This window comes from Mesorhizobium kowhaii, assembly GCF_003253745.1.
GTDB classification, from domain to species: Bacteria; Pseudomonadota; Alphaproteobacteria; order Rhizobiales; family Rhizobiaceae; genus Mesorhizobium; species Mesorhizobium kowhaii.
The window spans coordinates 715,143-737,799 of sequence record NZ_MZXV01000013.1; the positions used below are offsets into that span (position 1 = coordinate 715,143).

Below are 22,657 nucleotides of genomic sequence, written 5' to 3' on the forward strand. Positions count from 1 at the left end.
CGACCGAGCGTGGTCCAGCCGGACACCTTCCTGTCGGCGGTATCGGCGTGTCTGGTATTGTTATTATATTAGCTTCAGCGCATATTTATCCGGCAGTGGGTCCTTTGGCTGCCAAGGCGTCCAAGGACGCCTGCGGTCGTTACCGAAAAATAAATCAGTCCGTGCCGCTCGAATTATTGAGCAGCCACGAGACAGTAACATTCGGAGGAACACCCATGAAAGTGACCATATTGGCAAACTATGCGCCTCATGCCGCCAAAGGATTGATGCAAGGCTCAGACAGGCAAGCTGCGGTCAAGGCACTTTTTGAAAGCGTTGGCGGGAAGGTGAGCAGCGTGATGTTCACGCGCGGCATCTATGACGTCGTTGTCAATGGCGAGGTGCCGGACCAGGCTGCGGGGATGGGCTTATCCCTTGCGGTGCGAGCGAGCGGCTCGCTGACCGAGATGGTTGTACTGGAAGAACTCGACATGAAGGCAGTGCTCGCGGCTGCCAACAAGGCTGCTGGCGCGTACAAACCCGCGGGCTAATGGACTGCCTTATTGATCAAGGCAGCACGGTTCGCTGGACGTGCCGTGCTGCCGAGTGTCGGATAGGGCATTTTCTCCCGACTTTCGCGGCGACCGGAATTCACGCTAGTATCGTCCGGTGGTCGTTTGGTGCAGAGCTTGCGGAAACGGAACCGCGATCCTCGATATGGAGACAAGCCATGTTTGCGGCCAAGGCCATCAAAACGTCAGACAAGGCCGCGTTCTATCGCGACCTTGCCACGCAGCTGAAGGGCTTGCTCGACGGCGAGCGCGATTCGATCGCCAACGCCGCCAACACCGCCGCGTTGATCTTCCAGATGGTGCCGGACCTTAACTGGGCCGGCTTCTATTTCCTGCAATCCGACGAGGAAATGGTGCTCGGGCCGTTCCAGGGCAAACCGGCCTGCGTGCGCATCGCGGTCGGCAAAGGTGTGTGCGGAACTGCGGTCGAACTCGGCACCTCGATGCTGATCAAGGACGTGCATGATTTTCCCGGCCACATCGCCTGCGACGCCGGCTCGCGCTCGGAACTGGTCGTGCTGCTCGAAGACGATGACGGCGTCTTTGGCGTGCTCGATCTCGACAGCCCGTTGCCCGGCCGCTTCGACAAGGCCGACCAGGCCGGCATCGAGACGCTGGCGGCGATCTATGCCGCCGCGAGCTCGTTCGAGGACTAGGGCATATTGATATCTAGGTGAGGCCGGCCTGACCTGAATCTCAACATGCCTGGCCTGGTCTAGCCGAACTTCACCAGCATCAGGCTGAAGCAACCGATGAACAGGAAGGCCGAGAAGGCGAGCGCCAGCGGGCGCAGGCCCCGCGAGCGCAGCTGCGAGATGTCGGCCTGCAGCCCCATGGCGGCCAGCCCCATGGTCAGCATGATGGTGGTGGCGAGCGCCATCGCAGACTTCACTTCGGGCGGCACGGTGACCAGGCTGTTCAGCGCGACAACGGCGACAAAGGCGGCGACGAACCATGGCATGGGCGGCCGTGCTGCCGTCTGGTCGCGGCTCTTGCGGCGCGCCATCAGGCCGAGCGCGACGACCATCGGCGCCAGCATGGCGACGCGGGTGAGCTTGGCGACGGTCGCGGTCTCGCCGGACTGGGTGCCGTTCTGGAAGCCGGCGCCGATGACTTGCGCCACCTCGTGGATGGAGGCGCCGGCCCACAGGCCGAAGGCGTGCTGGTCGAGGCCGAGCACCGGCGCCAGCAGCGGGAAGCCAAGCATGGCGACGGTGCCGAACAGCGTGATCGAGGCGACGGCGTAGGTGACGTCCTCGTCGCGCGCATCGGTGACGATGTTGGTGGCGACGATGGCCGAGGCGCCGCAGATCGAGGTGCCGGCGGCGATCAGCTGCGCCAGCTTGGCGTCGACGCCGATCAGCCGGCCGAGCGTGATGGTGAAGAGGAAGGTGGCGCCAAGGGTCAGCGCCACGATGCCGACGCCGCCGGCACCGATCGACACCATCTGGCCAAGCGTCAGCTGGAAGCCGAGCAGCACGATGGCGAAACGCAGCAGCCGGCGCTGCGAAAACGCGATGCCGGCCTTGGCGTGGGCGGGGGTGCCGAGCACGTTGGAATAGATCATGCCGGCGACGACGGCGAGGATCATCGGGCTGAGCAAAGCGAAGCCGGACACATTGCGGGCCGAGAAGGCGACGCCTGATATCATCGCGACCAGCACGATGCCGGGCACAACGCCGTTCCACACCGAATTGAGGGACTTTCGCCCTTGGGCGAGTTCGGCGGAAATCAGGCTTTTCGGAATATCGTTCGCGATGTGGGTAAGGGAAGACAATGCAATGCTCCAGGCGGGTACGCTGGAGGAATGCCATTCCTGAACCGATCTTTCCAACGAATTATTTTCGTCAGAATGATCGATTTTTACGAACGATTACCGTTTCGCCTCAATGCAGGAATCAGCAGGTACTTTAGGCGACGTGCATTAAAGCTGGGCTTCGATCGCCGCCTTGTCGATGACCGACCAGACATGCCTGATCCTGCCGTCGAGAAACTCATAGAAGACGTTCTCGCTGAAGGAGACTTTCCGGCCGTTGACGGGCAGGCCAAGGAAATTTCCGCGCGGCGCGCAGTTGAATTGAAGCCGGCTCGCTATGAAAGGCGTGTCGGAGATCAGCAGCTGGATGTCGAAATACAAGTCCGGGATCTCGGAAAAGTCCCGCTCCAGCATCTTGCGATACCCGGCCAATCCGATCCGCTCGCCATTGTAATGCGCCTCGTCGTGAACGAAGCGATGGAGATTTCGCCAGTCCTGATTGTTGAGGCAAGCGATGTAGCCGAGATAGGTGTCGGTAAGATCGGTGTCGGTCACGGCGATTGCTCCGGTGCAAATCCCGAACTTGCGTTCGGAACAGCTCAAAACGAGAAGATAGAACGACCGCGGATTCAATCCAGATGGATTGTACTCCGCCGTCAGTAAGTCCAGCGGTCGACCGGAAGCCGCCAGCCGACCCCTGGGCGTGACGCCCGGCTCGAGACGCCTGGCTAGAATATGCCGCGGTCGTTGCTCCGCCGGTCGTCTTCCACCAGATGCGGCTGATAAATTCCGGCTCGTGCCGTTCGCCGCCACGGCCGGGCCGGGTCTCCCGGATTGTTGTCGATATCGACGACGGCGATCGAGGGTGTTCCATCGGCTGGGCATTGCACCGCCCACCGGCCGCCGGGGGCCACGATGCCCGAAGGGGCGCGGTCAGGCCGTGTTGCGCAGCGACCGAGAAACTGGCCCAATAGTTGTTGCTTGCCGCGTGTCCCTGCATCTCGACGGCGAGAGCCGGGCTATCGGCGGGCGAGCCGGTTGTCGAGAACAGGACGCAATCGACATCGAGGCTCTCATAGTCGACGAAAATCTCCGGAAAGTGCGATTCCATGCCGAGCGCGCAGCCGAAGCGGATCCCATCGACCTCGAACGTCACCGGGATCGAACCCGGCGTGTACATGAACGAGATCTTGGTGTTCGAGAGCATGCGCTCGTCGTAGCGCGTCACCAGTTCGCCCCGATCGGAGACGACATACAGGCTGTTGTGCGGCCGGCGCGGTTGGCTGAGCTGATGCACCGAACCGAAGACCGTCCACAATCCAAGCTCGCGTGCAAGTGCGCGCGTCGCCTCCAATTCCTCGCGGAGGACGGTCCATTCGAACCGGCTCCAATCGGCAGGCCCGATTGCTTGGGGACCACTGGCCGACATGATGCGCTTGTTGGGGGAGCAGATCGCGCCTTCGGGAAAGTGCAGCAGTCTCGCTCCGGCCTGCCGCGCCTCTTTCATCAGGCGTCGCATCTCCAGCCCGCTGTCGCGCAACTTGGCGATGTTGCGAGGATCATCATGGACAGTGGTTTGCGCCACAGCCAATCGCAGCGATCTGGCTTCGGGCTCCGGATTGTCCGGCCCACTGCTGTGAAAATGCCTGAGCGCGGCCGTGTAGGACTCGCCCGTCTTGGCAGCGCGAGCTCGCACACGACGTTTGAAATTTGCGTTTTGCGTCATTGTCATGGCCTTTCACGTCCCGGATGGAGTTCCCCAGCAACCACATTCGAAACGATCGGACCAAAGACAGCGGTCTGAGACTCGAAGTCCCTTTGCCTCCGTTCAAGACCGTGCTGGGGACAGCCCTTGGAGGTTCGGCGCAGACCACGCCGCGCAGATGATGCCGATGCGATCCTGCTTCGTCAACTCCATCTAGCCGCGATAGCGCAAGGCGTCGACCAGCAGCGAGAAGGCGGGCGTCGCCTGCCGGCGGCTGGGGTAATAGAGGTGGTAGCCGGGGAAGGGCGGGCACCAATCGGCAAGCACCCGCACCACTGCGCCGCTGGCAAGGTGCACCCGCACCTGGTCCTCGGGCAGATAGGCAAGAGCCAAGCCGGCAAGCACGGCATTCAGCCGCAGCGCGGCTGTGTTGAACACCAGCTGGCCTTCGACGCGCACCTTCAGTTCGCGATCCGCCTTTTCGAACTCCCAGGCATAGAGCCCGCCATAGGTCGGCAGGCGCAAATTGATGCAATTGTGGGTGGTCAGGTCCTGCGGCGTGCGCGGCTTTGGCCGGGCAGCGAAGTAGGCCGGTGCGCCGACCACCGCCATGCGCATGTCGGGGCCGATGCGCACCGCGATCATGTCGCGCGCCACCTGTTCGCCAAGCCGCACGCCGGCGTCGTAGCGCTCGGCGACGATGTCGGTCAGGCCGTAGTCGACGATGATCTCTATCCTGATGTCGGGATAGTCGGGCAGCAGCCCGGCGATCGCCGGCCACAGGACCGCATCGGCGGCATGTTCGCCGGCGGTGATGCGGATGGTGCCGGCGGGTTTTTCGCGCAACGCGCTCAAGGCGGTCAGCTCCGTCTCGATCTCGTCGAGCCTTGGTCCCACGGTGCGCAACAGGCGCTCGCCCGCCTCGGTCGGCGAGACGCTGCGCGTGGTGCGGGTCAACAGCCTCAGGCCCAGCCGTTCCTCCAGCGCGCGCACCGTATGGCTGAGTGCCGATTGCGAGACGCCGAGCTTGGCCGCCGCCCTGGTGAAGCTCTGTTCACGCGCGACGGCGAGGAAGGCGGTCAGTTCGTTCAGATTGTCTCGCGACATTCATGAATCCTTCTCATAAGTACATGCCGGATATAGCAGCTAATCGCGATCAATCGCAGGCCCTAAATAGGCACCATCACAATCGGGCGCCAAATCAGGCGGCCCTGAAAATGGCGGCGGCGACTTGCTCCGTTTCAAAAAGGGATAAGACCATGGACGTCAAGCGAAGCGGCTCGCAGCCTTCCGGCAAGGGGCCGGGCGACTGGTTCACCGGCACGGTGCGCATCGATCCGCTGTTTCAAGCCATCGCACCGGCGCGCGCGGCCGGCAATGCCGTCACCTTCGAGCCCGGCGCGCGCACCGCATGGCACACCCATCCGCTCGGCCAGCTGCTGATCGTCACCGCCGGCTGCGGCCGCGTGCAGCGCGAGGGCGGCCCGGTCGAGGAGATCCGGCCCGGCGACGTGGTTCGCTTCGAGCCGGGCGAGAAGCACTGGCATGGCGCGGCACCGACCACAGCCATGACCCACATCGCCATCCAGGAAGCGCTGGACGGCAAGGCCGTCGACTGGATGGAGCATGTCAGCGACGCGCAGTACCAGGCCTGATCGCCGGAGCCAGCAAAAAATGTCCATGCCCGCGACCGCACCGCACAAAACGGCCATCCTGGCGATCATCCTCGTCAGCTATGTCATGATCGTGCTCGATACCTCGATCGTGCTCACCGGGTTGCCCAGGATCCATCAAGGCCTCGGCTTCACGGATGCCGGGCTGGCATGGGTGCAGAGCGCCTATACCTTGACCTTCGGCGGCTTCCTGCTCCTCGGCGCGCGGGCGGGAGACATTCTGGGCCGCCGGCGCATGCTCATCGTCGGTCTCGCCCTGTTCACGGTTGCCTCGCTGGCGATCGGTGCGGCGCAATCGGCGGCCTGGATGATCAGCGCGCGGGCAATCCAGGGCCTTGGCGCCGCCATCCTGGCGCCCTCGACGCTCGCTTTGCTGCAGACCACCTTTGCCGAAGGCTCCGAGCGCACCCGTGCCGTGTCCTATTACAGCGCCGTGGCCGGAGTCGCGGCCAGCGTCGGCCTGGTGCTGGGCGGCGTGCTTGCCGACTGGATCTCCTGGCGCGTCGGCTTCTTCATCAATCTCCCCATCGGCATCGCCATGATCATCGCCGCGCGCCGATACATCGTGGAAACCGAGCGGCGCGCCGGTGCGCTCGACATCGTCGGCGCACTCACCTCAACCGTCGGCATGACGGCGCTTGTCTACGGCTTCATCCGTTCGGCCGACACCGGCTGGACGAATGCCGGCACGATCGCGTCGCTGGCCGGTGCTGTGCTGCTGCTTGGCGTCTTCGTTGTCAACGAGTGGAAGGCAAGGCAGCCGATCATGCCGCTGCGGCTGTTCGCCAGCCGCGAGCGCGCCGGTGCATACGCAGCCCGCATCCTGTTCCTGGGTGCCATGATCGGCTTCTTTTTCTTCACCACGCAATATCTGCAAGGCGTCCTCAACTACAGGGCATCGCTGACCGGCATGGCCTTCCTGCCGATGACAATGGTGAATTTCGCCGTGGCGATGGTGGTGCCGCAGCTGACGCGCCGGTTCGGCAATGGCCGCCTGCTGGCCGGCGGCCTCACCCTCTGCCTGCTGGGGATGGCCTGGCTGAGCCGCGCCTCGTTCGACACGGCCTACCTGACCGGGGTGGCACTGCCGATGGTGCTGATCGGCGCCGGGCAAGGCATGGCGCTCAGCCCGCTGACCACGTCGGGCATTGCCGGCGTGGTGCCTGCCGATGCCGGCGCAGCCTCGGGCGTCGTCAACGTCGCCCATCAGCTCGGCAACTCGCTCGGCCTCGGCGTACTTGTTGCCCTGGCGGCCGTCGGCGCCGGCGCGCTCCATGGAAGAGAGCTGCTCGCCTACCGCGTCGGTACGGCACTCACCGCCGGCTCCGCCATGCTGGCGCTGGCGCTGCTGCTCGTCTGCGCCCTGATCGTTCGGCCCCGCAAGGCGGCACAGGCGGTTGCGACCGGCGCGAACGCCTGAACGCCAGATGGGGCCAGCGGCCTTCAACAGGAATTGAGAGAGAACCACGATGCAAAAACGCACACTTGGAACAAGCGGCCTGGAGGTTTCGGCCATCGGCCTCGGCTGCATGGGGCTGAGCTTCGGTCTCGGGCCTGCCACGGACAAGAAGGAGGCAATTGGCGTGATCCGGTCGGCGGTTGAGCGCGGCGTGACCCTTTTCGATACCGCCGAGGGCTACGGACCGTTCGTCAATGAGGAACTGGTCGGCGAGGCGCTTGAACCGGTTCGCGATCATGTTCTGATCTGCACGAAGTTCGGCTTCAAGATCAACGAGAAGCGCGAGATGGTCGGGCTCGACAGCCGGCCGGCGCATATCCGCGAGGTTGTCGACGCTTCGTTGAAGCGGCTGCGGACAGACCGCATCGACGTTTTCTACCAGCACCGCGTCGACCCGGCCGTGCCCATGGAGGATGTCGCCGGAGCGGTGAAGGCGCTCATCGGAGAAGGCAAGGTCAAACATTTCGGACTGTCCGAGGCGAGCACCGCGAACATCCGCAAGGCTCATGCCGTGCAGCCCGTGGCGGCGGTCCAGGATCATTATTCCTTGTGGATGCGCGAGCCCGAGCAGACGAAGTTTTCGGTCTGCGAAGAGCTTGGCATCGGCCTCGTCGCCTGGGGGCCGCTTGGTCAGGGGTTCCTCACAGGCGCGATCACCAGGGACATGAGGTTCGACGACCCCAACGACCTGCGGAAGGATTTCCCGCGCTTCACCCCGGATGCACTGGAGGCCAACTTCAAGGTGGTCGATTTCCTGAAAGGGCTTGCCGGCCGCAAGGGCACCACGCCGGCCCGGATCGCGCTTGCCTGGCTGCTGGCCCAGAAGCCATGGATCGTGCCGATACCGGGCGGCACGAAGGTGGCGCATCTCGATGACAATCTGGCGGCGGTTGACGTCGAACTGACGGCCGAAGACCTGGCCGAAATCGACGCCGCCTTTGCCACCATCGACATCATGGGCGCACCGCTGTCGGCGGGGCTGGACGCGGCGATTGATCGTTAGGCAAGCAAGGAGAACAACAATGCAAAAGCGCACACTTGGAAACAACGGTCTCGAAGTCTCGGCCATCGGGCTGGGCTGCATGGGGATGAGCCAATCCTACGGGGCACCGATGGAGACGGCGGATGCAGTCCGCCTGATCCGGGCGGCGTTCGAGCGCGGCGTCACCTTCTTCGACACCGCGGAGGTCTATGGCCCGTTCAAGAACGAGGAGGTCGTCGGTGAGGCGCTGCAGCCAATCCGCGACCAGGTGGTGATCGCCACCAAGTTCGGCATCGACATCACTGGTACAGCCGGACACGACGGCATGGACAGCCGGCCCGAGCATATCCGCGACGTCGTCGAGGCCTCGCTCAAACGGCTGAGGACCGACCACATCGATCTCCTCTACCAGCACCGCGTCGATCCGGTCGTACCCATCGAAGAGGTGGCCGGCGCGGTTAAAGACTTGATCCAACAGGGTAAAGTGAAGCATTTCGGCCTCTCCGAGGCGGGCGTGCGTACGATCAGGCGCGCGCATGCGGTGCAGCCGGTCGCCGCGCTGCAAAGCGAATACTCGCTGTGGTGGCGTGAGCCCGAGGAGGCGATCCTGCCGGTCCTCGAAGAACTGGGGATCGGCTTCGTCCCCTTCAGTCCATTGGGCAAGGGCTTCCTCACTGGCGCCATCAACGCCAACACGACGTTCGACAGCAGCGACTTCCGCAACACCGTCCCGCGTTTTGCAGAGGAGGCCCGCAAGGCGAACCAGGCTCTGGTCGATGCGATCGTTGCGATCGCGGCCGAGAAGAAGGTGACCCCAGCTCAGGTCGCGCTCGCCTGGCTGCTGGCACGGAAGCCCTGGATCGTGCCGATCCCCGGCACCACGAAGCTCAATCGCCTCGAGGAGAACATCGGATCGGCCGCCGTTGCGCTGACGGCCGACGATCTTCGCGACATCGAGAACGCGGTCTCGGCGATTGCCGTGCAGGGAGAGCGCTATTCGCCGCAACAAGCGGCAAGGATCGATCGCTAGAGGCACGCGCCAAGGAGGCCGAGATGAGCAAACCGAGCCTGTTCTCAAGACGGGGTGCGCTGATGACCGCGCTTGCATTGCCATTGGGCACTGGATTGAGCCTGCCTGCCAGCGCGTCGAAGGCGCGGCCGGCAGGCGGCGCCAAAATTCTGGTGGCGTACTACACCCGCACCGGCAATACGCGCGTCATCGCGCGCCAGATTGGTCGGGCTCGCGGAGCTGACATATTCGAGATCCAGACCGCCAATCCCTATCCCGAAGACTACGCGGAACAGGTCGCCGTGGCGCAACAGCAGCGAGACTCCGGCTTCGAACCGCCGCTCGCCGCCACGGTGCCGGGCGTCAAATCCTATGAAACGGTCTTCTTGGGGTTTCCGATCTGGGGCATGACCGCGCCTTCGGTGATCCGCTCCTTCCTGTCGCGGCACGATCTGTCCGGCAAGACCTTGGTGCCGTTCATCACCCATGGCGGCTACGGCCTCGGGGAGAGCCTGAAAGTCCTCGCCGACCATGCGCCAGGGGCGCGGCTCATCGAGGGATTTTCCAAGCAGTGCGACCAGGAACGCGAGACGCTCGAGCAGGTCACGGGCTGGCTCGGCCGGGTCGACGTGCCCGGCTGAGCCGCCAACTGGAACGCCGAGGCTGCCGCCGGCAGCAATGCCAAATATCAGAAGGAAGAGATGATGAGCGAGAACATCAGGGACAAGGTCGTTGTCATCACTGGCGCCAGCAGCGGGCTGGGCCAAGCCGCCGCGCGGCTTCTCGCCAAAGAGGGCGCGAAGCTGGTGCTGGGCGCGCGGCGTCTCGACCGGCTGCAGGCGCTCGCCGAAGAGCTGTCGCTCCGCAAGGACGCCATCCTGGCGACCGACGTGACCGATGTCGGCCAGGTCCGGCGTCTCGTCGATCATGCGGTCAAGATGCATGGCCGGGTCGACGTCATCATCAACAATGCCGGGCTGATGCCGCATTCGCCGCTCGAGCGCGGCAAGGTCGAGGACTGGGACCGGATGATCGACGTCAACATCAAGGGCGTGCTCTACGGCATCGCCGCCGCGCTGCCGCACATGAAGACGCAGAAGAGTGGCCATATCATCAACGTGTCGTCGGTCGCCGGCCACAAGGTCGGGCCGGGCGGCGCCGTCTATGCCGCGACCAAGCACGCGGTGCGCATCATCTCGGAAGGGCTGCGTCAGGAGGTAAAACCCTACAACATCCGCACCACCATCATCTCGCCGGGCGCGATGGCGACCGAACTGCCCGACAGCGTCACCGAGCCCGATGTCGCCGAAGGCGTGCGCGCACTCTACGACCGGGTGGCGATCCCTGCCGATTCCTTCGCCCGGACGGTGGTGTTCGCCATGAGCCAGCCTGACGAGGTCGACATCAACGAGATCTTGTTCCGGCCGACGGCCCAGGAATACTAGAAGCCGTTGGAGGCGTCTTGACAGCGCCGCCCTTCCTGCTCCAGCTTGACGCCATGTTCGTCGTTGCGCCCGCCAACACCAAGCGACGCCGCCGCTGCACAGTGCGGAGCGGCAAGCTGATTGCGCGACGACAAAGACCGGTCCGATAGATCCCGGTTCGTTCGTTTCCAGCCCCGCCCGCGACATCCGCCGGCGGGGTTTTTCATGCCTGGAGCATTGTGATGACCATCGTTTCTTCCATCCGGCTTCGGCCGGCCGAGCCGGCGGATGCCCCCGCGATCAGGGATATCGTGCGCGCCGCCTATGCCAAATGGGTGCCGGTTATCGGCCGCGAGCCGCTGCCGATGCGCGCCGATTACGACAAGGCCGTTGCCGAGCATCCGTTCGATCTTGCCGTCGAGGATGGCGGTATTGTCGGGATGATCGAAACCATGGTGGCGGAGGATCACCTCTGGATCGAGAATGTCTGCGTCGCACCGCGGGCGCAGGGCAGGGGAATCGGCCGGCTGCTGCTGGAGCAGGCCGAGCACAAGGCGATCGAAGCGGGACGCCGCGAGCTTCGCCTGCTGACCAATGGCGCCTTCGAGGCCAATGTGTCGCTCTACAAAAGATGCGGCTATATCGTGGACCGGGAAGAGCCGTTCATGGGTGGTGTGACGGTCTATATGAGCAAGAGGCTGGCAGGCTGATGTGGAGCGGTCCGCCCCAGGACGACGAAGGCATATTGCACAGGCTGGCTCAATCACTTGGCTCTTGCGTTTGACAGCGGCGTTTGTGCATCGTTATTTCTAGCCACATATGACGGTCGGCGAACGGCCATGCGGCGCACCCCAGGGAGAAAACCATGTCACACAATCTGCAGTTCTATATCGATGGCGCGTGGGTCGATCCCGTGGTTCCCAACACATTCGATGTCATCGACCCCTCGAACGAGGATGCCTTCGCGCAGATTTCGCTCGGCTCCAAGGCCGATGTCGACAAGGCGGTGGCCGCCGCCAAGCGCGCCTTCAGCACGTTCGGTTTCACCGACGTCGGCGAGCGGCTCGAACTGTTGAACCGCATCATCGCGGTCTACAAGAAGCGCAGCGCCGATCTGGCGCTTGCCGTGTCGCGCGAGATGGGTGCGCCGCGCCAGTTCGCGCTCGACAGCCAGGTCGGCGTCGGCCTCGCGCATCTGCAGAAGATGGCCGACGTGCTGAAGTCGTTCGAGTTCCGCCATGTGAAGGGCAATCATCTGGTGGTCAAGGAGCCGATCGGCGTCGTCGGCCTGATCACGCCGTGGAACTGGCCGCTGAACCAGATCACCTGCAAGGTCGGTCCGGCCCTTGCCGCCGGCTGCACCATGGTGCTCAAGCCGTCCGAGATAGCGCCGCTCGACGCCATCATCTTCGCCGAGATCCTCGACGAGGCCGGCGTGCCGAAGGGCGTGTTCAACCTCGTCAATGGCGATGGACCGGGCGTCGGCCAGGCGCTGTCCAGCCACCCCGACATCGACATGATGTCGTTTACCGGTTCGACCCGCGCCGGCATCCTGGTGGCCAAGGCCGCCGCCGACACGGTCAAGCGCGTGCATCAGGAGCTCGGCGGCAAGTCGGCCAACATCCTGTTCCCCGATGTCGACCTCGCAAACGCCGTCACCAAGGGCGTCGGCGGCTGCTTCGGCAACAGCGGCCAGTCCTGCAACGCGCCGACGCGCATGTTCGTGCCGCGCGATCGCCACGACGAGGCTGCCGGCTATGCCAAGGCGGCAGCGGAGAAGTTCACCGTCGGTCCCGCCGACGCGGCCGGCACAAGGCTCGGCCCGGTCGTCAGCCAGGTTCAGTTCGACAAGATCCAGGATCTGATCCAGAGCGGCATCGATGAAGGCGCGACGCTGGTTGCCGGCGGCCCCGGCCGCCCGGCCGAACTCAACCGCGGCTATTACATCCGCCCGACCGTGTTCGCCGACGTTACCCACGACATGCGCATTGCCCGCGAAGAGATCTTCGGGCCGGTGCTGGCGATCATGCCCTATGACAGCGTCGACGAGGTGATCGACACCGCCAACGACACCGTCTACGGCCTTGCCTCCTACATCCAGGCCAAGGACATGAAGAAGGCGCGCGAAGTGGCGGCGCGCATGCGCACCGGCAATGTCTACATCAACTATCCGACCTGGGACGCCGGCCTGCCGTTCGGCGGCTACAAGCAGTCCGGCAACGGCCGCGAATATGCCGAATACGGGCTCGAGGATTTCCTCGAGATCAAGGGCATCGCCGGTTATGAGGCGGCCGAGTAGGCACGACCCGGTTTTGCCAAGGGCCGCCCTGATGATGTGCGGCCCGCATCCGGGCGCTTACGGTCCTATCCTTGCCAATTGGCAAATACATGCTATATATATGCCAATAGTGAGGAGCAAAAATGCAGCTTCAGCCCATAGTCACCACACCGGCCACGGTGGGAAGCGTCATCACCGACGACGAGGCGGGCGCGCTGGCGCGCACCACCGTCAACCTGTTCAAGGCCTGGAATCTCACCGACCTGGAGGCGTGCATCCTGCTTGGCGGCATGTCGGCGCGCACCTGGGCACGTTGGAAGATTGGGGCACGCTGGAAGGAGGGCGGCATCGGCAGGATCGACCGCGACCTGCGCACCCGCATGGCGCATCTGATGGGCATCCACAAAGGCCTGCGCTATCTCTTCACGGAGCCGGCGCGCGGCTATGCCTGGATCCGCAAGCCCAATGCCATCTTCGGCGGCCAATCGGCGCTCGACCTCATGCTGCGCGGCGAAATCGCCGACCTTGCCGCGATGCGCGAATGGCTCGATGCGGAGCGTGGTGCATGGTGAGTGGGCTAGCGGTCCGTCGCCGCGTCCACTGGCACCAGACCTTCCGCATCATCCGCTCGATCCATCCGCCGATCGACCTGTTCGAGGACATTGCCGACCCGCGCGACTGGGAGGCACTGGCCGCCGTCGAGGAGAAGACGAACCCGCGCATCCGGCTCGAGATCGGCGATCTCGGCAAGGTGTCGGCCGCCCGGCGGATTTCAGGCCCCGGCGCCAGCTTCGTGATGGCGCCCTTCGTGCATTGTTCGACCCTGCGGCCGGGCCGGTTCTCGGATGGCAGCTACGGACTCTATTATGCCGGCGACAGCGAAGAGGTGGCGCTCGCCGAGACCATCCACCACCATCAGAAATTCATGCGCGCCACCAATGAGGATCCGGGCTGGACGGCGGATTTCCGCGTCCTGATCGGCAGCGTCGACCGCGACCTCGATGACGTGAACGCGGTGCCCGGCGTGCTCGATCCGGACGACTATAGCGCCTCGCAGGCGGAAGGGCGGGCGCTACGGGCCGCCGGCAGCGACGGGCTGGTGTGGACCAGCGTGCGCATGCCAGGCGGGGGCTGCATCGGCATCTTCTGGCCGGACGCGATCGCCATCCCGGTCCAGGGCCGGCATTACAGCTACCATTGGGACGGCGCCCGAGTGGATTTCGTACGCCAGCACGATACGGGAAAGGTGCTGGCGGTCACATGATGGCAGGGCGCGGGGCTCTCTCTCCGAGCCCGCTCCCTTCGGACAACCGGTTCCCTTTTTCAGGATCATGCTTCAGCGGCCGGAAGCCGGTCACGGTCAGCCTTCCGTCACTCAGGATGCTTGCCAACAAAACCCACCTTTGCCGCCCGCTCGGATCGAGTTGCAAGGCGCTGCTCAGGATCGCTTTACAGATCGCAGTGAAGTCGATATCCATAAATCCAAGGATACGGATATATGGATAAGAAAGACAGTTTGAACGCGCTGGCGGCGCTTGGCCAGGAGACGCGGCTGGATGTCTTCCGGCTGCTCGTGCGCGCCGGTCCGCAGGGCATTCCGGCGGGCGAGATCGCCACAAGGCTGCAGACGGTCCAGAACACCATGTCGGCGCATCTGAAGGTGCTGGCCCATGCCGGGCTGATCCGCGCTGAGCGCGACGGCCGAATAATCCGGTACGTCGCCGACATGACGGGCTTCCGCGACCTGCTTGCTTACCTCATGGAGGATTGCTGCAACGGCGCGCCGGAACTCTGTCAGCCAGTTATCCAGGCTGTGACCTGCAAATGCTGAGGAAGGAACCCATGAGCGATCAAATCTACAACGTATTGTTTCTCTGCACGGGCAATTCGGCACGATCGATCCTCGCTGAAGCAATCCTGAACCGCGTTGGCGCTGGCAAGTTCAAGGCCTATTCGGCCGGGTCGCATCCCAAAGGGAAGGTCCACCCTTACACCCTCCAGCTTCTGGAAACCCTCAACTACGACACGTCCTTCGCGCGCTCGAAAGACTGGGAGGAATTCTCGGTTCCAGGCGCTCCCGAGATGAATTTCGTTTTCACGGTCTGCGACAACGCAGCCAACGAATCCTGCCCGGTCTGGCCGGGACAGCCGATGACGGCGCACTGGGGTATCCCCGACCCGGCGGAGGTAGAAGGCACCGACGCCGAAAGGCACCTGGCCTTCGCCGAAGCCTACCGCATGCTCAACAACCGCATCTCGATCTTCGTCAGCCTGCCGATGAACATGGTCGACAAGCTTGCCTTGCAGAAGCGCCTGGACGAGATCGGCGGCACCCTGCCGAAGGCCGGCTGAACGCCGTGGCGAACGATCTGCCACGCCGCATCGTCGCGGAAGCCTTGGGAACCGCGCTGCTGGTCGCGACCGTGGTCGGCTCCGGCATCATGGCCGCCCGGCTGACGCACGACGTCGCCGTTTCACTGCTGGGCAATACTTTGCCGACGGGGGCGATCCTCGTCGTGCTGATCACGATACTGGGACCGATCTCGGGGGCGCACTTCAATCCCGTCGTCACGCTGGTATTCGCGCTCCGTCGCGAGATCGAGGCGAACGCGGCGCTTGCCTATGTCATCGCCCAGGTCGCGGGCGGCATTGCCGGGACGTTTCTGGCCCACGCCATGTTCGAACTGCCGATCCTGCAAGCCTCCGCGACGGTGCGGACCGGAACCGGGCAGTGGCTCGCGGAGGCAGTCGCCGCCTTCGGCCTTGTCTTCACCATCCTGGCAGGCCTGCGCTTCCGCTCCGACGCGATCCCCTGGCTGGTCGGGCTCTACATCACGGCCGCCTACTGGTTCACCGCTTCGACCTCCTTCGCCAATCCGGCCGTCGCTATCGCCCGCGCTTTTTCCGACACGTTTTCTGGCATCCGCCCGGTCGACCTGCCGGGCTTCGTAGCCGCCGAATTGCTGGGAGCACTGTTGGCCATGGCCCTGGCGGGCTGGCTGCTTGCCGAACCGAAACCAATGAGACACATGAAGGCTGCCGAATGACTGTTACGATCTACCACAACCCTGACTGCGGCACTTCCCGGAACACGCTGGCCATTATCCGGCAGTCGGGCGAGGAGCCGGAGGTGATTGAATATCTGAAGACGCCGCCGTCGCGCGAAAGGCTGGTCGAGTTGATCGCGGCCATGGGCATGACACCGCGTGAGTTACTGCGCGAGAAGGGCACGCCCTATACCGAACTCGGCCTCGCCGACCCGAAATGGTCCGACGACGAGATCCTCGATTTCATGCTGGCACATCCGATCCTGATCAACCGGCCGATCGTGGTGAGCCCGCTCGGCGTCGTGCTGGCAAGGCCGTCGGAAAAGGTGCTGGACATCCTGCCCAACCCGCAGATCGGCGCGTTCACCAAGGAGGATGGCGAGGTGGTCTTCGACGCCTCGGGCAAGCGGCTCGGCTGACGCTATTTCCATATTTTTCGAAATTGTGTTGACGACTCGACAGGCGCCGCGTAGCTTATTTCCATGAAACTCGAAAAAGCAGCCGCCCAGCTTGAAGCGCTCGGCAACCCGACGCGGCTTCAGCTCTACCGCATCCTCGTGCGCGCCGGTGACGGTGGGCTTGCCGTCGGCAGCGTCCAGGGCAAGCTCGACATCCCGTCCTCGACGCTGTCGCATCACCTCAAACGGCTGGTCGACACCGGCCTTGTCACGCAGGAGCGGCAAGCGACGACGCTGATCTGCCGCGCCAACTATCCCGGCATGAATGCCCTGATCGGCTATCTCGCCGACGAGTGCTGCGCCGATGCCACCTGCGCGCCTGCCGTCGGCAAGGCGCTGGCCTGATTTTTTTTGCTCTGTAATTCGAAGATACCGGAAGGATCGAACATATGGACATGATGGCAAATCTTCCCGTCGCGGTGATCGGCGCAGGCCCGGTCGGCCTCGCCGCCGCCGCCCATCTCGTCGAACGCGGCATCCGTCCGCTCATCCTGGAACGCGGCGAAAGCGTGGGCGCTGCACTGCTCGATTGGGGCCATGTGCGGGTGTTCTCGCCATGGCAATACAATATCGACGCGGCGGCGCGGGCGCTGCTCGGCCACTCCGGTTGGACGGCGCCGGACATGCGGGGCCTGCCGACCGGCGGCGAGATCGTGCGCGATTATCTGGCGCCGCTTGCCGCACTTCCCGGGATCGCCGACAACCTGAAGCTCGGCGCCGAGGTCACCGCGATCACCCGTCAGGGACATGACAAGGTCGCCAATGACGGTCGCAAGGACGCTCCCTTCGTCATCGGTTATCGCGATACCTGCGGCGAGCACCGCGTTCTCGCGCGCGCCGTCATCGACGCGTCCGGAACATGGTCGCGGCCAAACCCCATCGGCGTCGACGGCCTGCCGGTTCCCGGCGAAGGCGCGGCTTGCGGGCGCATCGCCTACGGCATTCCCGACGTGGTCGGCAAGGCCAGGGACAGCTATGCGGACAAGCGTGTCCTCATCATCGGCGGCGGGCACTCGGCCATCAACGTCGCCCTGGCGCTCATGGAGCTGCAGGACGCAGCGCCCAGCACCGAGATATTTTGGGCGCTGCGTCATGCCAGCGTCGACCGGCTGCTTGGCGGCGGGTTGAACGACCAGTTGCCGGAACGTGGCGCGCTTGGCCTCGCCGCCAAGCAGGCGATGGCGGACGGACGGCTGAACATGCTGGCGGCCTTCGCCGTCAATCGCATCGAGATGGAGAGCGAGGGGCTTGCCGTCGACGCCAGCCTGGCCGGCAAACCGTTCAGCCTTGCCGTCGACCGGATCGTCGTCACCACCGGCTTCCGGCCCGACCTGTCATTCCTCGGCGAAATCCGCATCGCGCTCGATCCCGCCGTCGAAGCGCCGCCGGCGCTGGCGCCGCTGATCGATCCGAATTTCCACTCCTGCGGCACCGTTCCCGCGCATGGCATCCGGGACCTAGCGCACCCCGAACCCGGCTTCACCATCGTCGGCTCGAAATCCTACGGCCGCGCACCAACCTTCCTCATGGCGACCGGCTACGAGCAGGTCCGCTCGGTGGTCGCCGACATTGCCGGAGACCATGTCGCGGCCCGCGAGGTGCGGCTGGTGCTGCCGGAGACCGGCGTGTGCAGCGCCGATGTCGTGACGGGATCGGACAGCGAAGGCTGCTGCGGCGGACCTGCGCCCGCCAATGTCGATGCCTGCTGCATCGAGGATGCGGACGCCAAGGCAAAGGGCGCGTCGGGCTGCGGTTGCGCGACAGGCCGCCCCTCGGTTGGCGCCAAGGCGACGGAGGCCGTACGCGCCGATGCCTGACCGGTCTGTCCTGCGCAAGGCGATCTGGGGACTAGGGCTGACCCAGATCATCGGCTACGGCACGCTCTATTACAGCTTCTCGATCCTGGCGCCGGCGATGGCCAGGGAATTCGGCCTCGCGGAAGGGTGGGTGTTCGGCGCCTTGTCCGCCTCGCTGTTTGCCGGCAGCCTGTTCGCGCCCACGGCCGGGCGCTGGGCCGACCGGTTTGGCGCCGGGCGCATCATGACCATCGGCTCGGTCGCGGCAGCCGTCGCGCTGGCGCTGTGCGCCGTCTCGCCCGGCCGCGTGACGTTTGTTCTGGCGTTGCTGGCAATGGAACTGGCCTCCAGCTTCGTCCTCTACAGCGCCGCCTTCGTGGCGATCGTGCAGATCGGGGTGCCCCGGCCGCAACGCAGCATCACCCACCTGACGCTCATCGCCGGGTTTGCCTCGACCCTGTTTTGGCCGCTGACCTCGGCGCTGCATGCGGATTTGACATGGCGCGAGGTGTATCTGCTGTTCGCCGCGCTCAATCTCGGGCTCTGCCTGCCGATCCACGCCTGGCTGATGCGGCTGTCGCGCCGTCACGCGACGGCCACGCCGCAAGAGCGCGGGCCGGCCCATGAAGCGGCCGCGCTGCTCGATCCGCGGCGCGGCCGGGCGGCGTTCCTGTTGATGCTGGCGGGGTTCGCCACCGAGGGCTTCGTGCTGTCGGCGATCCTCATCCACATGGTGCCGCTGACGGCGGCACTTGGGCTCGGCACGGCCGGTCTCTTCGTTTCGACCCTATTCGGGCCGGCGCAGGTCGCCAGCCGGTTGATCAACATGCTGTTTGGCGGGCGCCTTCAGCAAACGCATCTCGCCGTCATTGCCGCCTCGCTGCTCACGGCCGGGCTGTGCACGCTGCTGTTGACCACGCCATGGCTGCACGGCGCCTTCCTGTTCGTGCTGCTGTTCGGCCTCGGTTCCGGCCTCACCAGCATCGTCGGCGGCACCTTGCCGCTCGAGCTCTTCGGCCGCGAAGGCTATGGCGCGCGGCTGGGATGGGCAAGCGCTGCCCGCCAGTTCACCTCGGCCTTCGCGCCGTTCGCGCTCGCCTTCATGATGGCGCGGACATCCGTCGCCAATTCGCTGTGGGTGCTGGTGGTCGTCGCCGCGAGCGGCGTCATCGCCTTCCTCGCCATCGCGCTGCTGAGACGGCGCGAGAGCCGGGTTGCATTTGCGATTGGCGGCAGGCCGGAAGAGGCGCGCTAGAGCCTGTTCCATCCCGATGGTATCGGGATGGGGCTCTATCTTCTTGTTTGAGCATGATCTTTTCCGAAAACCGGATTCCACTTTTCGGGATCATGCTCCAGCCTGGACGCTCAATGCCGCAGGATCTTGCTCAGGAAGGCGCGGCTGCGGTCGGTCCTGGGGTGCGAGAAGAACTCGTCCGGCGTGCCGCTTTCGACGATGGCGCCGGCGTCCATGAACACCACGCGCTGGGCGACCTTGCGGGCAAAGCCCATCTCATGCGTCACCACCATCATGGTCATGCCTTCCTCGGCGACCGCCACCATGACGTCGAGCACTTCCGAAATCATCTCGGGGTCGAGTGCCGAGGTCGGCTCGTCGAACAGCATGATCTTGGGCCGCATGCCGAGGCAACGCGCGATCGCCACGCGCTGCTGCTGGCCGCCGGAGAGCTGCGCCGGATAGGCGTTGACCTTGTCGGCCAGGCCGACCTTGGCCAGCAATTCGCGCCCGGCCTTTTCGGCCTCGGCGCGCGGGGTCTTGCGGACATGGATGGGCGCCAGGGTGACGTTCTCGAGCGCGGTCTTGTGCGGGTAGAGGTTGAACGACTGGAAGACGAAGCCGATCTCGGTGCGCAGCTGCGTCATGTTGGTGGCGGGGTCGCCGAGGCGCTGGCCGTCGACGACGAGATCGCCGTCCTTGATCGCCTCCAGGCCGTTGACGCAGCGGATCAGCGTGCTCTTGCCGGAGCCGCTCGGACCGCAGACGACCACCACTTCGCGCGGCTCGACGCTGAGCGTGATGTCCTTCAGCACGTTGAGCGCGCCGAACCATTTGTTGACGCCGCGAAAGTCGATCATACCGGTTTTGGTCATATTTGCCGGACCTTTGGGTTTCGATGTCACAGCTGCACCTCGCCATGCGCCGCGCCCATGCGGCGCTCGAGCCGGCGGGCGAGCATGATCAGGGGATAGCAGACGATGAAATAGCCGACGCCGACGAGGAAGAAGACCAGCAGGCCGTTGGGCACACGCTGCACCACCAGCCAGCCGACGCGGGTGAGGTCGGTCAACCCGATCGCCGAGACGACCGAAGAGTCCTTGATCAGCAGCACATATTGCCCGACCAGTGGCGGCAGCACGATGCGCATCGCCTGCGGCAGCACCACCTGGCGCATGCGCTGCCAGCGCGACAGGCCGGATGCAAGCGCCGCCTCGACCTGGCCGGTCGGCACCGAACGAATGCCGGCGGCGACGATCTCGCAGATGAAGCAGGCGGCAAGGTTGGTCAGTGCGATGATGCCGGCGGTGAAGGCATCGAGCTCGATGCCGAACTCCGGCAGGATGAAGAAGATCAGAAAGATCTGCACCAGGAACGGCGTGCCGCGGATGAGGTCGACCCAAGCGCCGATGACGCTGGCGATCAGCCGGTTGCCGCCGGTGCGCAAGATGCCGAGGCCGAAGCCGAGCAGCGTGCCGAGCACCAGGCTGATCAGCGACAGCACCACCGTCATGCCAATGCCGCGCAGCGCCAGCGGATAGCTGCCTGCGAGGCTGATAAACTGTTGCCAGATCATGTGCGCGCCCCCGCAGTGCCGAGCCAGCGACCGGAGAGAGTAGCCAGTCCCTTCAGGCAGTAATAGAGGAGCAGGTAGAAGGCGGCGATGGTGAGAAAACCTTCCGCCGGCATGAAGCGGTCGGAGGCGAGCAACTGGCCGGCGCGCGTCAGCTCGGCAACCGAGATCAGCGACAGAAGTGCGGAGTCCTTGACCAGCACGATCGCTTGGCCAAGCAGTGGCGGGATCGTCACCTTGAAGGCTTGCGGCAGGACGACCAGGCGCATGCGCTGGACATAGGTCATGCCTGAGGCGACGCTGGCTTCGACCTGGCCGCGCGGGATCGACAGGATGCCGGCGCGAATGATCTCGGCGACATAGGCGCCGCTGTTCAGCGACAGCGCCAGGATGCCGACGACCAACTCGGGCAGCACGAAGCCGAGCCGTGGCAGGCCGAAATAGAGGAAATAGAGCTGCGCCAGCAAGGGCGTGGCGCGCACGGCGTCGATATAGGCCTTGGCCGGCGTGCGAAACAGCCAGCCGCGCTGCAGATTCATCGCGCACAGCACGATGCCGACGGCAAGCGCGCCGACAAAGGACAGCGCCGACAGCCACACGGTCGTGACCAGGCCCTGCCCGAACAGAGGCAGGTATTCGACGATGGTGCGGAAACTGAAATTTTCGAGCATCGCTGGGCGGTTTCCCCAAAGCGGGCGAAGCGAAAGTCCAGGCGGCTTCGCGGCGCTCAAGACGCGCGCGAAACCGCCCGGGTTCTATGGCTGCTTACTCTTTGTTTTCATGCATGTCGTTGTCCCAAAACCGCTACGCACTTTTGGGCGACATGCATTAGTGATCCTTCTTCCAGGCGTCGGAATTGACCCAGTAGTCGAGGTTCTTCTGCAGGCGGCCGTCGATGCTGACCTGGTCGAGGAACAGGTTCATCCAGACCAGCAGGTCCGGCTCGTCATAGCGGGTGGCGAAGGCAAGCGGCTCCTTCGACAAAAGCTCCGGCATGATGGTGAAGGTGCCGGCCGGATAGGCGGTCGACTGGCCTGTCACCGCCGAGACGTCGTTGACGCCGCAATCGGCCTGGCCATTGTTGACGGCGTCGAGCAGCAGCGGACCGCCGCCCTTGTAGCTCTTGATGTCGGCATCGGTGAAGACGGCCTTGGCCTCCTTCTCGCCGGTGGCGCCGAGCAGCACGGCGATCTTGGTTCCCTTGGCCTTGCAGTCCTCGGTGGTCTTGAACTTGCTGTCGGCCTTGGTGAAGACGGTGCTGCCCGTATACATGTAAGGTTTGGTGAAGGCGACTTTCATGCCGCGCGCCAGCGTCGGCGTCATGTCGGCAACCAGAAGGTCGGCCTTGCCCGACAGCAGCGCCGGGATCAGGCCGTCCCAGTCGAAGTCGAGGAAGGTGATCTTGACGCCCATTTCCTTGGCCATCAGTTCGGCCAGTTCAACCGAGCTGCCGGTGCGTTCGCCATTGGCGCCGACCAGCGAGAAGGGCGGTCCCTGTGTCTGCACGGCGACGCGCAGTTCGCCGCGCTTGGTGATGTCGTCGAGCGTTCCGGCGCTGGCAGCGGTGGTGAGCCCGGCGAGTGCAAGTCCGGCGATGAAAAGTCTGGCAATCTTCATTTTGGCATTCCTCCTTGTTTTATTGTTCCACGTTGTTGTTTCACCCTTCGGGGTGCTTTTTGAGCGGCAGCGCCGTTGCCGGCGGCGGCCACCGT

At 64.5% G+C, this 22,657-nt stretch carries 27 protein-coding genes and 1 pseudogene; 19 read left to right on the forward strand and 9 right to left on the reverse strand.

Going from position 1 to position 22,657, the window contains the following annotated elements:
- The first annotated feature begins 47 nt into the window (after positions 1 to 47).
- Positions 48 to 530: a GYD domain-containing protein gene (locus B5V02_RS05895; RefSeq protein WP_245445721.1), complete on the forward strand. Its 483-nt coding sequence runs from the start codon at positions 48 to 50 to the stop codon at positions 528 to 530.
- Between the two features lie 179 nt (positions 531 to 709).
- Entirely contained in the window at positions 710 to 1,207 is a 498-nt protein-coding gene (locus B5V02_RS05900; protein ID WP_111543240.1) for a GAF domain-containing protein, read from the forward strand.
- A 59-nt stretch (positions 1,208 to 1,266) separates the two neighbouring features.
- Here B5V02_RS05900 and B5V02_RS05905 read toward each other — a convergent pair whose 3' ends face one another.
- From B5V02_RS05905 to B5V02_RS05920, 4 genes and pseudogenes are all read right to left on the reverse strand, one after another.
- Entirely contained in the window at positions 1,267 to 2,328 is a 1,062-nt protein-coding gene (locus B5V02_RS05905; protein ID WP_111543241.1) for a YeiH family protein, read from the reverse strand.
- A gap of 147 nt (positions 2,329 to 2,475) precedes the next feature.
- Positions 2,476 to 2,862 carry an ester cyclase gene (locus B5V02_RS05910; protein ID WP_111543768.1) on the reverse strand — a complete coding sequence of 129 codons (387 nt, stop codon included), beginning with the start codon at positions 2,860 to 2,862 and terminating at the stop codon, positions 2,476 to 2,478.
- Between the two features lie 173 nt (positions 2,863 to 3,035).
- Positions 3,036 to 4,033: pseudogene (locus tag B5V02_RS05915) on the reverse strand (carbon-nitrogen hydrolase family protein).
- 192 nt (positions 4,034 to 4,225) lie between these two features.
- A complete protein-coding gene (locus B5V02_RS05920) occupies positions 4,226 to 5,119 on the reverse strand; it encodes a LysR family transcriptional regulator (RefSeq protein WP_111543242.1) in 894 nt (297 codons plus the stop codon).
- Positions 5,120 to 5,271: 152 nt separating this feature from the next.
- Here B5V02_RS05920 and B5V02_RS05925 point away from each other — a divergent pair, with 152 nt between their 5' ends.
- From B5V02_RS05925 to B5V02_RS05970, 10 genes are all read left to right on the forward strand, one after another.
- Positions 5,272 to 5,667: a (R)-mandelonitrile lyase gene (locus tag B5V02_RS05925; protein WP_111543243.1), complete on the forward strand. Its 396-nt coding sequence runs from the start codon at positions 5,272 to 5,274 to the stop codon at positions 5,665 to 5,667.
- A 19-nt stretch (positions 5,668 to 5,686) separates the two neighbouring features.
- Entirely contained in the window at positions 5,687 to 7,105 is a 1,419-nt protein-coding gene (locus B5V02_RS05930; protein WP_208647042.1) for an MFS transporter, read from the forward strand.
- 49 nt (positions 7,106 to 7,154) lie between these two features.
- A complete protein-coding gene (locus tag B5V02_RS05935; RefSeq protein ID WP_111543244.1) occupies positions 7,155 to 8,147 on the forward strand; it encodes an aldo/keto reductase in 993 nt (330 codons plus the stop codon).
- A gap of 19 nt (positions 8,148 to 8,166) precedes the next feature.
- On the forward strand, positions 8,167 to 9,156 hold the full coding sequence (locus B5V02_RS05940; protein ID WP_111543245.1) for an aldo/keto reductase: 990 nt from the start codon (positions 8,167 to 8,169) through the stop codon (positions 9,154 to 9,156).
- Positions 9,157 to 9,179: 23 nt separating this feature from the next.
- A complete protein-coding gene (locus B5V02_RS05945; protein WP_111543246.1) occupies positions 9,180 to 9,776 on the forward strand; it encodes a flavodoxin in 597 nt (198 codons plus the stop codon).
- 63 nt (positions 9,777 to 9,839) lie between these two features.
- Positions 9,840 to 10,580 carry an SDR family oxidoreductase gene (locus tag B5V02_RS05950; protein ID WP_111543770.1) on the forward strand — a complete coding sequence of 247 codons (741 nt, stop codon included), beginning with the start codon at positions 9,840 to 9,842 and terminating at the stop codon, positions 10,578 to 10,580.
- 221 nt (positions 10,581 to 10,801) lie between these two features.
- Complete coding sequence (locus tag B5V02_RS05955; protein WP_111543247.1) at positions 10,802 to 11,269, forward strand: GNAT family N-acetyltransferase; 468 nt, start codon at positions 10,802 to 10,804, stop codon at positions 11,267 to 11,269.
- Between the two features lie 155 nt (positions 11,270 to 11,424).
- Positions 11,425 to 12,858, forward strand: coding sequence for an aldehyde dehydrogenase family protein (locus tag B5V02_RS05960; protein ID WP_111543248.1), 1,434 nt, complete (start codon positions 11,425 to 11,427; stop codon positions 12,856 to 12,858).
- A 122-nt stretch (positions 12,859 to 12,980) separates the two neighbouring features.
- Positions 12,981 to 13,409, forward strand: a complete 429-nt coding sequence (locus tag B5V02_RS05965) for an MbcA/ParS/Xre antitoxin family protein (RefSeq protein ID WP_111543249.1) — start codon at positions 12,981 to 12,983, stop codon at positions 13,407 to 13,409.
- Positions 13,403 to 14,101 (forward strand): RES family NAD+ phosphorylase, encoded by a 699-nt coding sequence (locus B5V02_RS05970; RefSeq protein ID WP_111543250.1) that lies wholly within the window; start codon positions 13,403 to 13,405, stop codon positions 14,099 to 14,101. Before B5V02_RS05965 ends, B5V02_RS05970 begins: the two co-directional genes overlap by 7 nt.
- Here B5V02_RS05970 and B5V02_RS05975 read toward each other — a convergent pair.
- Positions 14,094 to 14,315, reverse strand: coding sequence for a hypothetical protein (locus B5V02_RS05975; RefSeq protein WP_111543251.1), 222 nt, complete (start codon positions 14,313 to 14,315; stop codon positions 14,094 to 14,096). The genes B5V02_RS05970 and B5V02_RS05975 overlap by 8 nt on opposite strands.
- Positions 14,316 to 14,335: 20 nt before the next feature.
- On the opposite strand from B5V02_RS05975, the gene B5V02_RS05980 reads away from it, so the two are divergent.
- From B5V02_RS05980 to arsK, 7 genes are all read left to right on the forward strand, one after another.
- Positions 14,336 to 14,668: an ArsR/SmtB family transcription factor gene (locus B5V02_RS05980; RefSeq protein WP_111543252.1), complete on the forward strand. Its 333-nt coding sequence runs from the start codon at positions 14,336 to 14,338 to the stop codon at positions 14,666 to 14,668.
- Positions 14,669 to 14,679: 11 nt separating this feature from the next.
- Positions 14,680 to 15,189: an arsenate reductase ArsC gene (locus tag B5V02_RS05985; protein WP_111543771.1), complete on the forward strand. Its 510-nt coding sequence runs from the start codon at positions 14,680 to 14,682 to the stop codon at positions 15,187 to 15,189.
- Positions 15,190 to 15,194: 5 nt separating this feature from the next.
- Positions 15,195 to 15,884: an aquaporin gene (locus B5V02_RS05990; protein ID WP_111543253.1), complete on the forward strand. Its 690-nt coding sequence runs from the start codon at positions 15,195 to 15,197 to the stop codon at positions 15,882 to 15,884.
- Complete coding sequence (gene arsC, locus B5V02_RS05995) at positions 15,881 to 16,303, forward strand: arsenate reductase (glutaredoxin) (protein WP_111543254.1); 423 nt, start codon at positions 15,881 to 15,883, stop codon at positions 16,301 to 16,303. The genes B5V02_RS05990 and arsC overlap by 4 nt, the downstream gene beginning before the upstream one ends.
- Positions 16,304 to 16,366: 63 nt before the next feature.
- Positions 16,367 to 16,687, forward strand: a complete 321-nt coding sequence (locus B5V02_RS06000; protein ID WP_111543255.1) for an ArsR/SmtB family transcription factor — start codon at positions 16,367 to 16,369, stop codon at positions 16,685 to 16,687.
- Between the two features lie 44 nt (positions 16,688 to 16,731).
- On the forward strand, positions 16,732 to 18,159 hold the full coding sequence (locus tag B5V02_RS06005) for an NAD(P)-binding domain-containing protein (RefSeq protein ID WP_111543256.1): 1,428 nt from the start codon (positions 16,732 to 16,734) through the stop codon (positions 18,157 to 18,159).
- Positions 18,152 to 19,393 (forward strand): arsenite efflux MFS transporter ArsK, encoded by a 1,242-nt coding sequence (arsK, locus tag B5V02_RS06010; protein WP_111543257.1) that lies wholly within the window; start codon positions 18,152 to 18,154, stop codon positions 19,391 to 19,393. Before B5V02_RS06005 ends, arsK begins: the two co-directional genes overlap by 8 nt.
- 110 nt (positions 19,394 to 19,503) lie before the next feature.
- Here the strand turns inward: arsK and B5V02_RS06015 are convergent, their stop codons facing one another.
- From B5V02_RS06015 to B5V02_RS06030, 4 genes are all read right to left on the reverse strand, one after another.
- A complete protein-coding gene (locus tag B5V02_RS06015; protein ID WP_111543258.1) occupies positions 19,504 to 20,247 on the reverse strand; it encodes an amino acid ABC transporter ATP-binding protein in 744 nt (247 codons plus the stop codon).
- A gap of 26 nt (positions 20,248 to 20,273) precedes the next feature.
- Complete coding sequence (locus tag B5V02_RS06020; RefSeq protein ID WP_111543259.1) at positions 20,274 to 20,948, reverse strand: amino acid ABC transporter permease; 675 nt, start codon at positions 20,946 to 20,948, stop codon at positions 20,274 to 20,276.
- Positions 20,945 to 21,616 carry an amino acid ABC transporter permease gene (locus B5V02_RS06025; protein ID WP_111543260.1) on the reverse strand — a complete coding sequence of 224 codons (672 nt, stop codon included), beginning with the start codon at positions 21,614 to 21,616 and terminating at the stop codon, positions 20,945 to 20,947. Before B5V02_RS06025 ends, B5V02_RS06020 begins: the two co-directional genes overlap by 4 nt.
- Positions 21,617 to 21,773: 157 nt before the next feature.
- On the reverse strand, positions 21,774 to 22,562 hold the full coding sequence (locus B5V02_RS06030; protein WP_111543261.1) for an ABC transporter substrate-binding protein: 789 nt from the start codon (positions 22,560 to 22,562) through the stop codon (positions 21,774 to 21,776).
- Positions 22,563 to 22,657 lie beyond the last annotated feature (95 nt).

Bases quoted from the DNA above. Each gene is read 5' to 3' on its own strand.
- B5V02_RS06030 (WP_111543261.1), bottom strand. From the start codon at position 22,562: ATGAAGATTGCCAGACTTTTCATCGCCGGACTTGCACTCGCCGGGCTC.
- B5V02_RS05985 (WP_111543771.1), top strand. From the start codon at position 14,680: ATGAGCGATCAAATCTACAACGTATTGTTTCTCTGCACGGGCAATTCG.
- arsK (WP_111543257.1), top strand. From the start codon at position 18,152: ATGCCTGACCGGTCTGTCCTGCGCAAGGCGATCTGGGGACTAGGGCTG.
- B5V02_RS06015 (WP_111543258.1), bottom strand. From the start codon at position 20,247: ATGACCAAAACCGGTATGATCGACTTTCGCGGCGTCAACAAATGGTTC.
- B5V02_RS06005 (WP_111543256.1), top strand. From the start codon at position 16,732: ATGGACATGATGGCAAATCTTCCCGTCGCGGTGATCGGCGCAGGCCCG.
- B5V02_RS06000 (WP_111543255.1), top strand. From the start codon at position 16,367: ATGAAACTCGAAAAAGCAGCCGCCCAGCTTGAAGCGCTCGGCAACCCG.
- arsC (WP_111543254.1), top strand. From the start codon at position 15,881: ATGACTGTTACGATCTACCACAACCCTGACTGCGGCACTTCCCGGAAC.
- B5V02_RS05935 (WP_111543244.1), top strand. From the start codon at position 7,155: ATGCAAAAACGCACACTTGGAACAAGCGGCCTGGAGGTTTCGGCCATC.
- B5V02_RS05940 (WP_111543245.1), top strand. From the start codon at position 8,167: ATGCAAAAGCGCACACTTGGAAACAACGGTCTCGAAGTCTCGGCCATC.
- B5V02_RS05920 (WP_111543242.1), bottom strand. From the start codon at position 5,119: ATGTCGCGAGACAATCTGAACGAACTGACCGCCTTCCTCGCCGTCGCG.
- B5V02_RS05950 (WP_111543770.1), top strand. From the start codon at position 9,840: ATGAGCGAGAACATCAGGGACAAGGTCGTTGTCATCACTGGCGCCAGC.
- B5V02_RS05980 (WP_111543252.1), top strand. From the start codon at position 14,336: ATGGATAAGAAAGACAGTTTGAACGCGCTGGCGGCGCTTGGCCAGGAG.
- B5V02_RS06025 (WP_111543260.1), bottom strand. From the start codon at position 21,616: ATGCTCGAAAATTTCAGTTTCCGCACCATCGTCGAATACCTGCCTCTG.
- B5V02_RS05960 (WP_111543248.1), top strand. From the start codon at position 11,425: ATGTCACACAATCTGCAGTTCTATATCGATGGCGCGTGGGTCGATCCC.
- B5V02_RS06020 (WP_111543259.1), bottom strand. From the start codon at position 20,948: ATGATCTGGCAACAGTTTATCAGCCTCGCAGGCAGCTATCCGCTGGCG.
- B5V02_RS05975 (WP_111543251.1), bottom strand. From the start codon at position 14,315: ATGGATATCGACTTCACTGCGATCTGTAAAGCGATCCTGAGCAGCGCC.
- B5V02_RS05965 (WP_111543249.1), top strand. From the start codon at position 12,981: ATGCAGCTTCAGCCCATAGTCACCACACCGGCCACGGTGGGAAGCGTC.
- B5V02_RS05970 (WP_111543250.1), top strand. From the start codon at position 13,403: ATGGTGAGTGGGCTAGCGGTCCGTCGCCGCGTCCACTGGCACCAGACC.
- B5V02_RS05925 (WP_111543243.1), top strand. From the start codon at position 5,272: ATGGACGTCAAGCGAAGCGGCTCGCAGCCTTCCGGCAAGGGGCCGGGC.
- B5V02_RS05955 (WP_111543247.1), top strand. From the start codon at position 10,802: ATGACCATCGTTTCTTCCATCCGGCTTCGGCCGGCCGAGCCGGCGGAT.
- B5V02_RS05930 (WP_208647042.1), top strand. From the start codon at position 5,687: ATGTCCATGCCCGCGACCGCACCGCACAAAACGGCCATCCTGGCGATC.
- B5V02_RS05900 (WP_111543240.1), top strand. From the start codon at position 710: ATGTTTGCGGCCAAGGCCATCAAAACGTCAGACAAGGCCGCGTTCTAT.
- B5V02_RS05945 (WP_111543246.1), top strand. From the start codon at position 9,180: ATGAGCAAACCGAGCCTGTTCTCAAGACGGGGTGCGCTGATGACCGCG.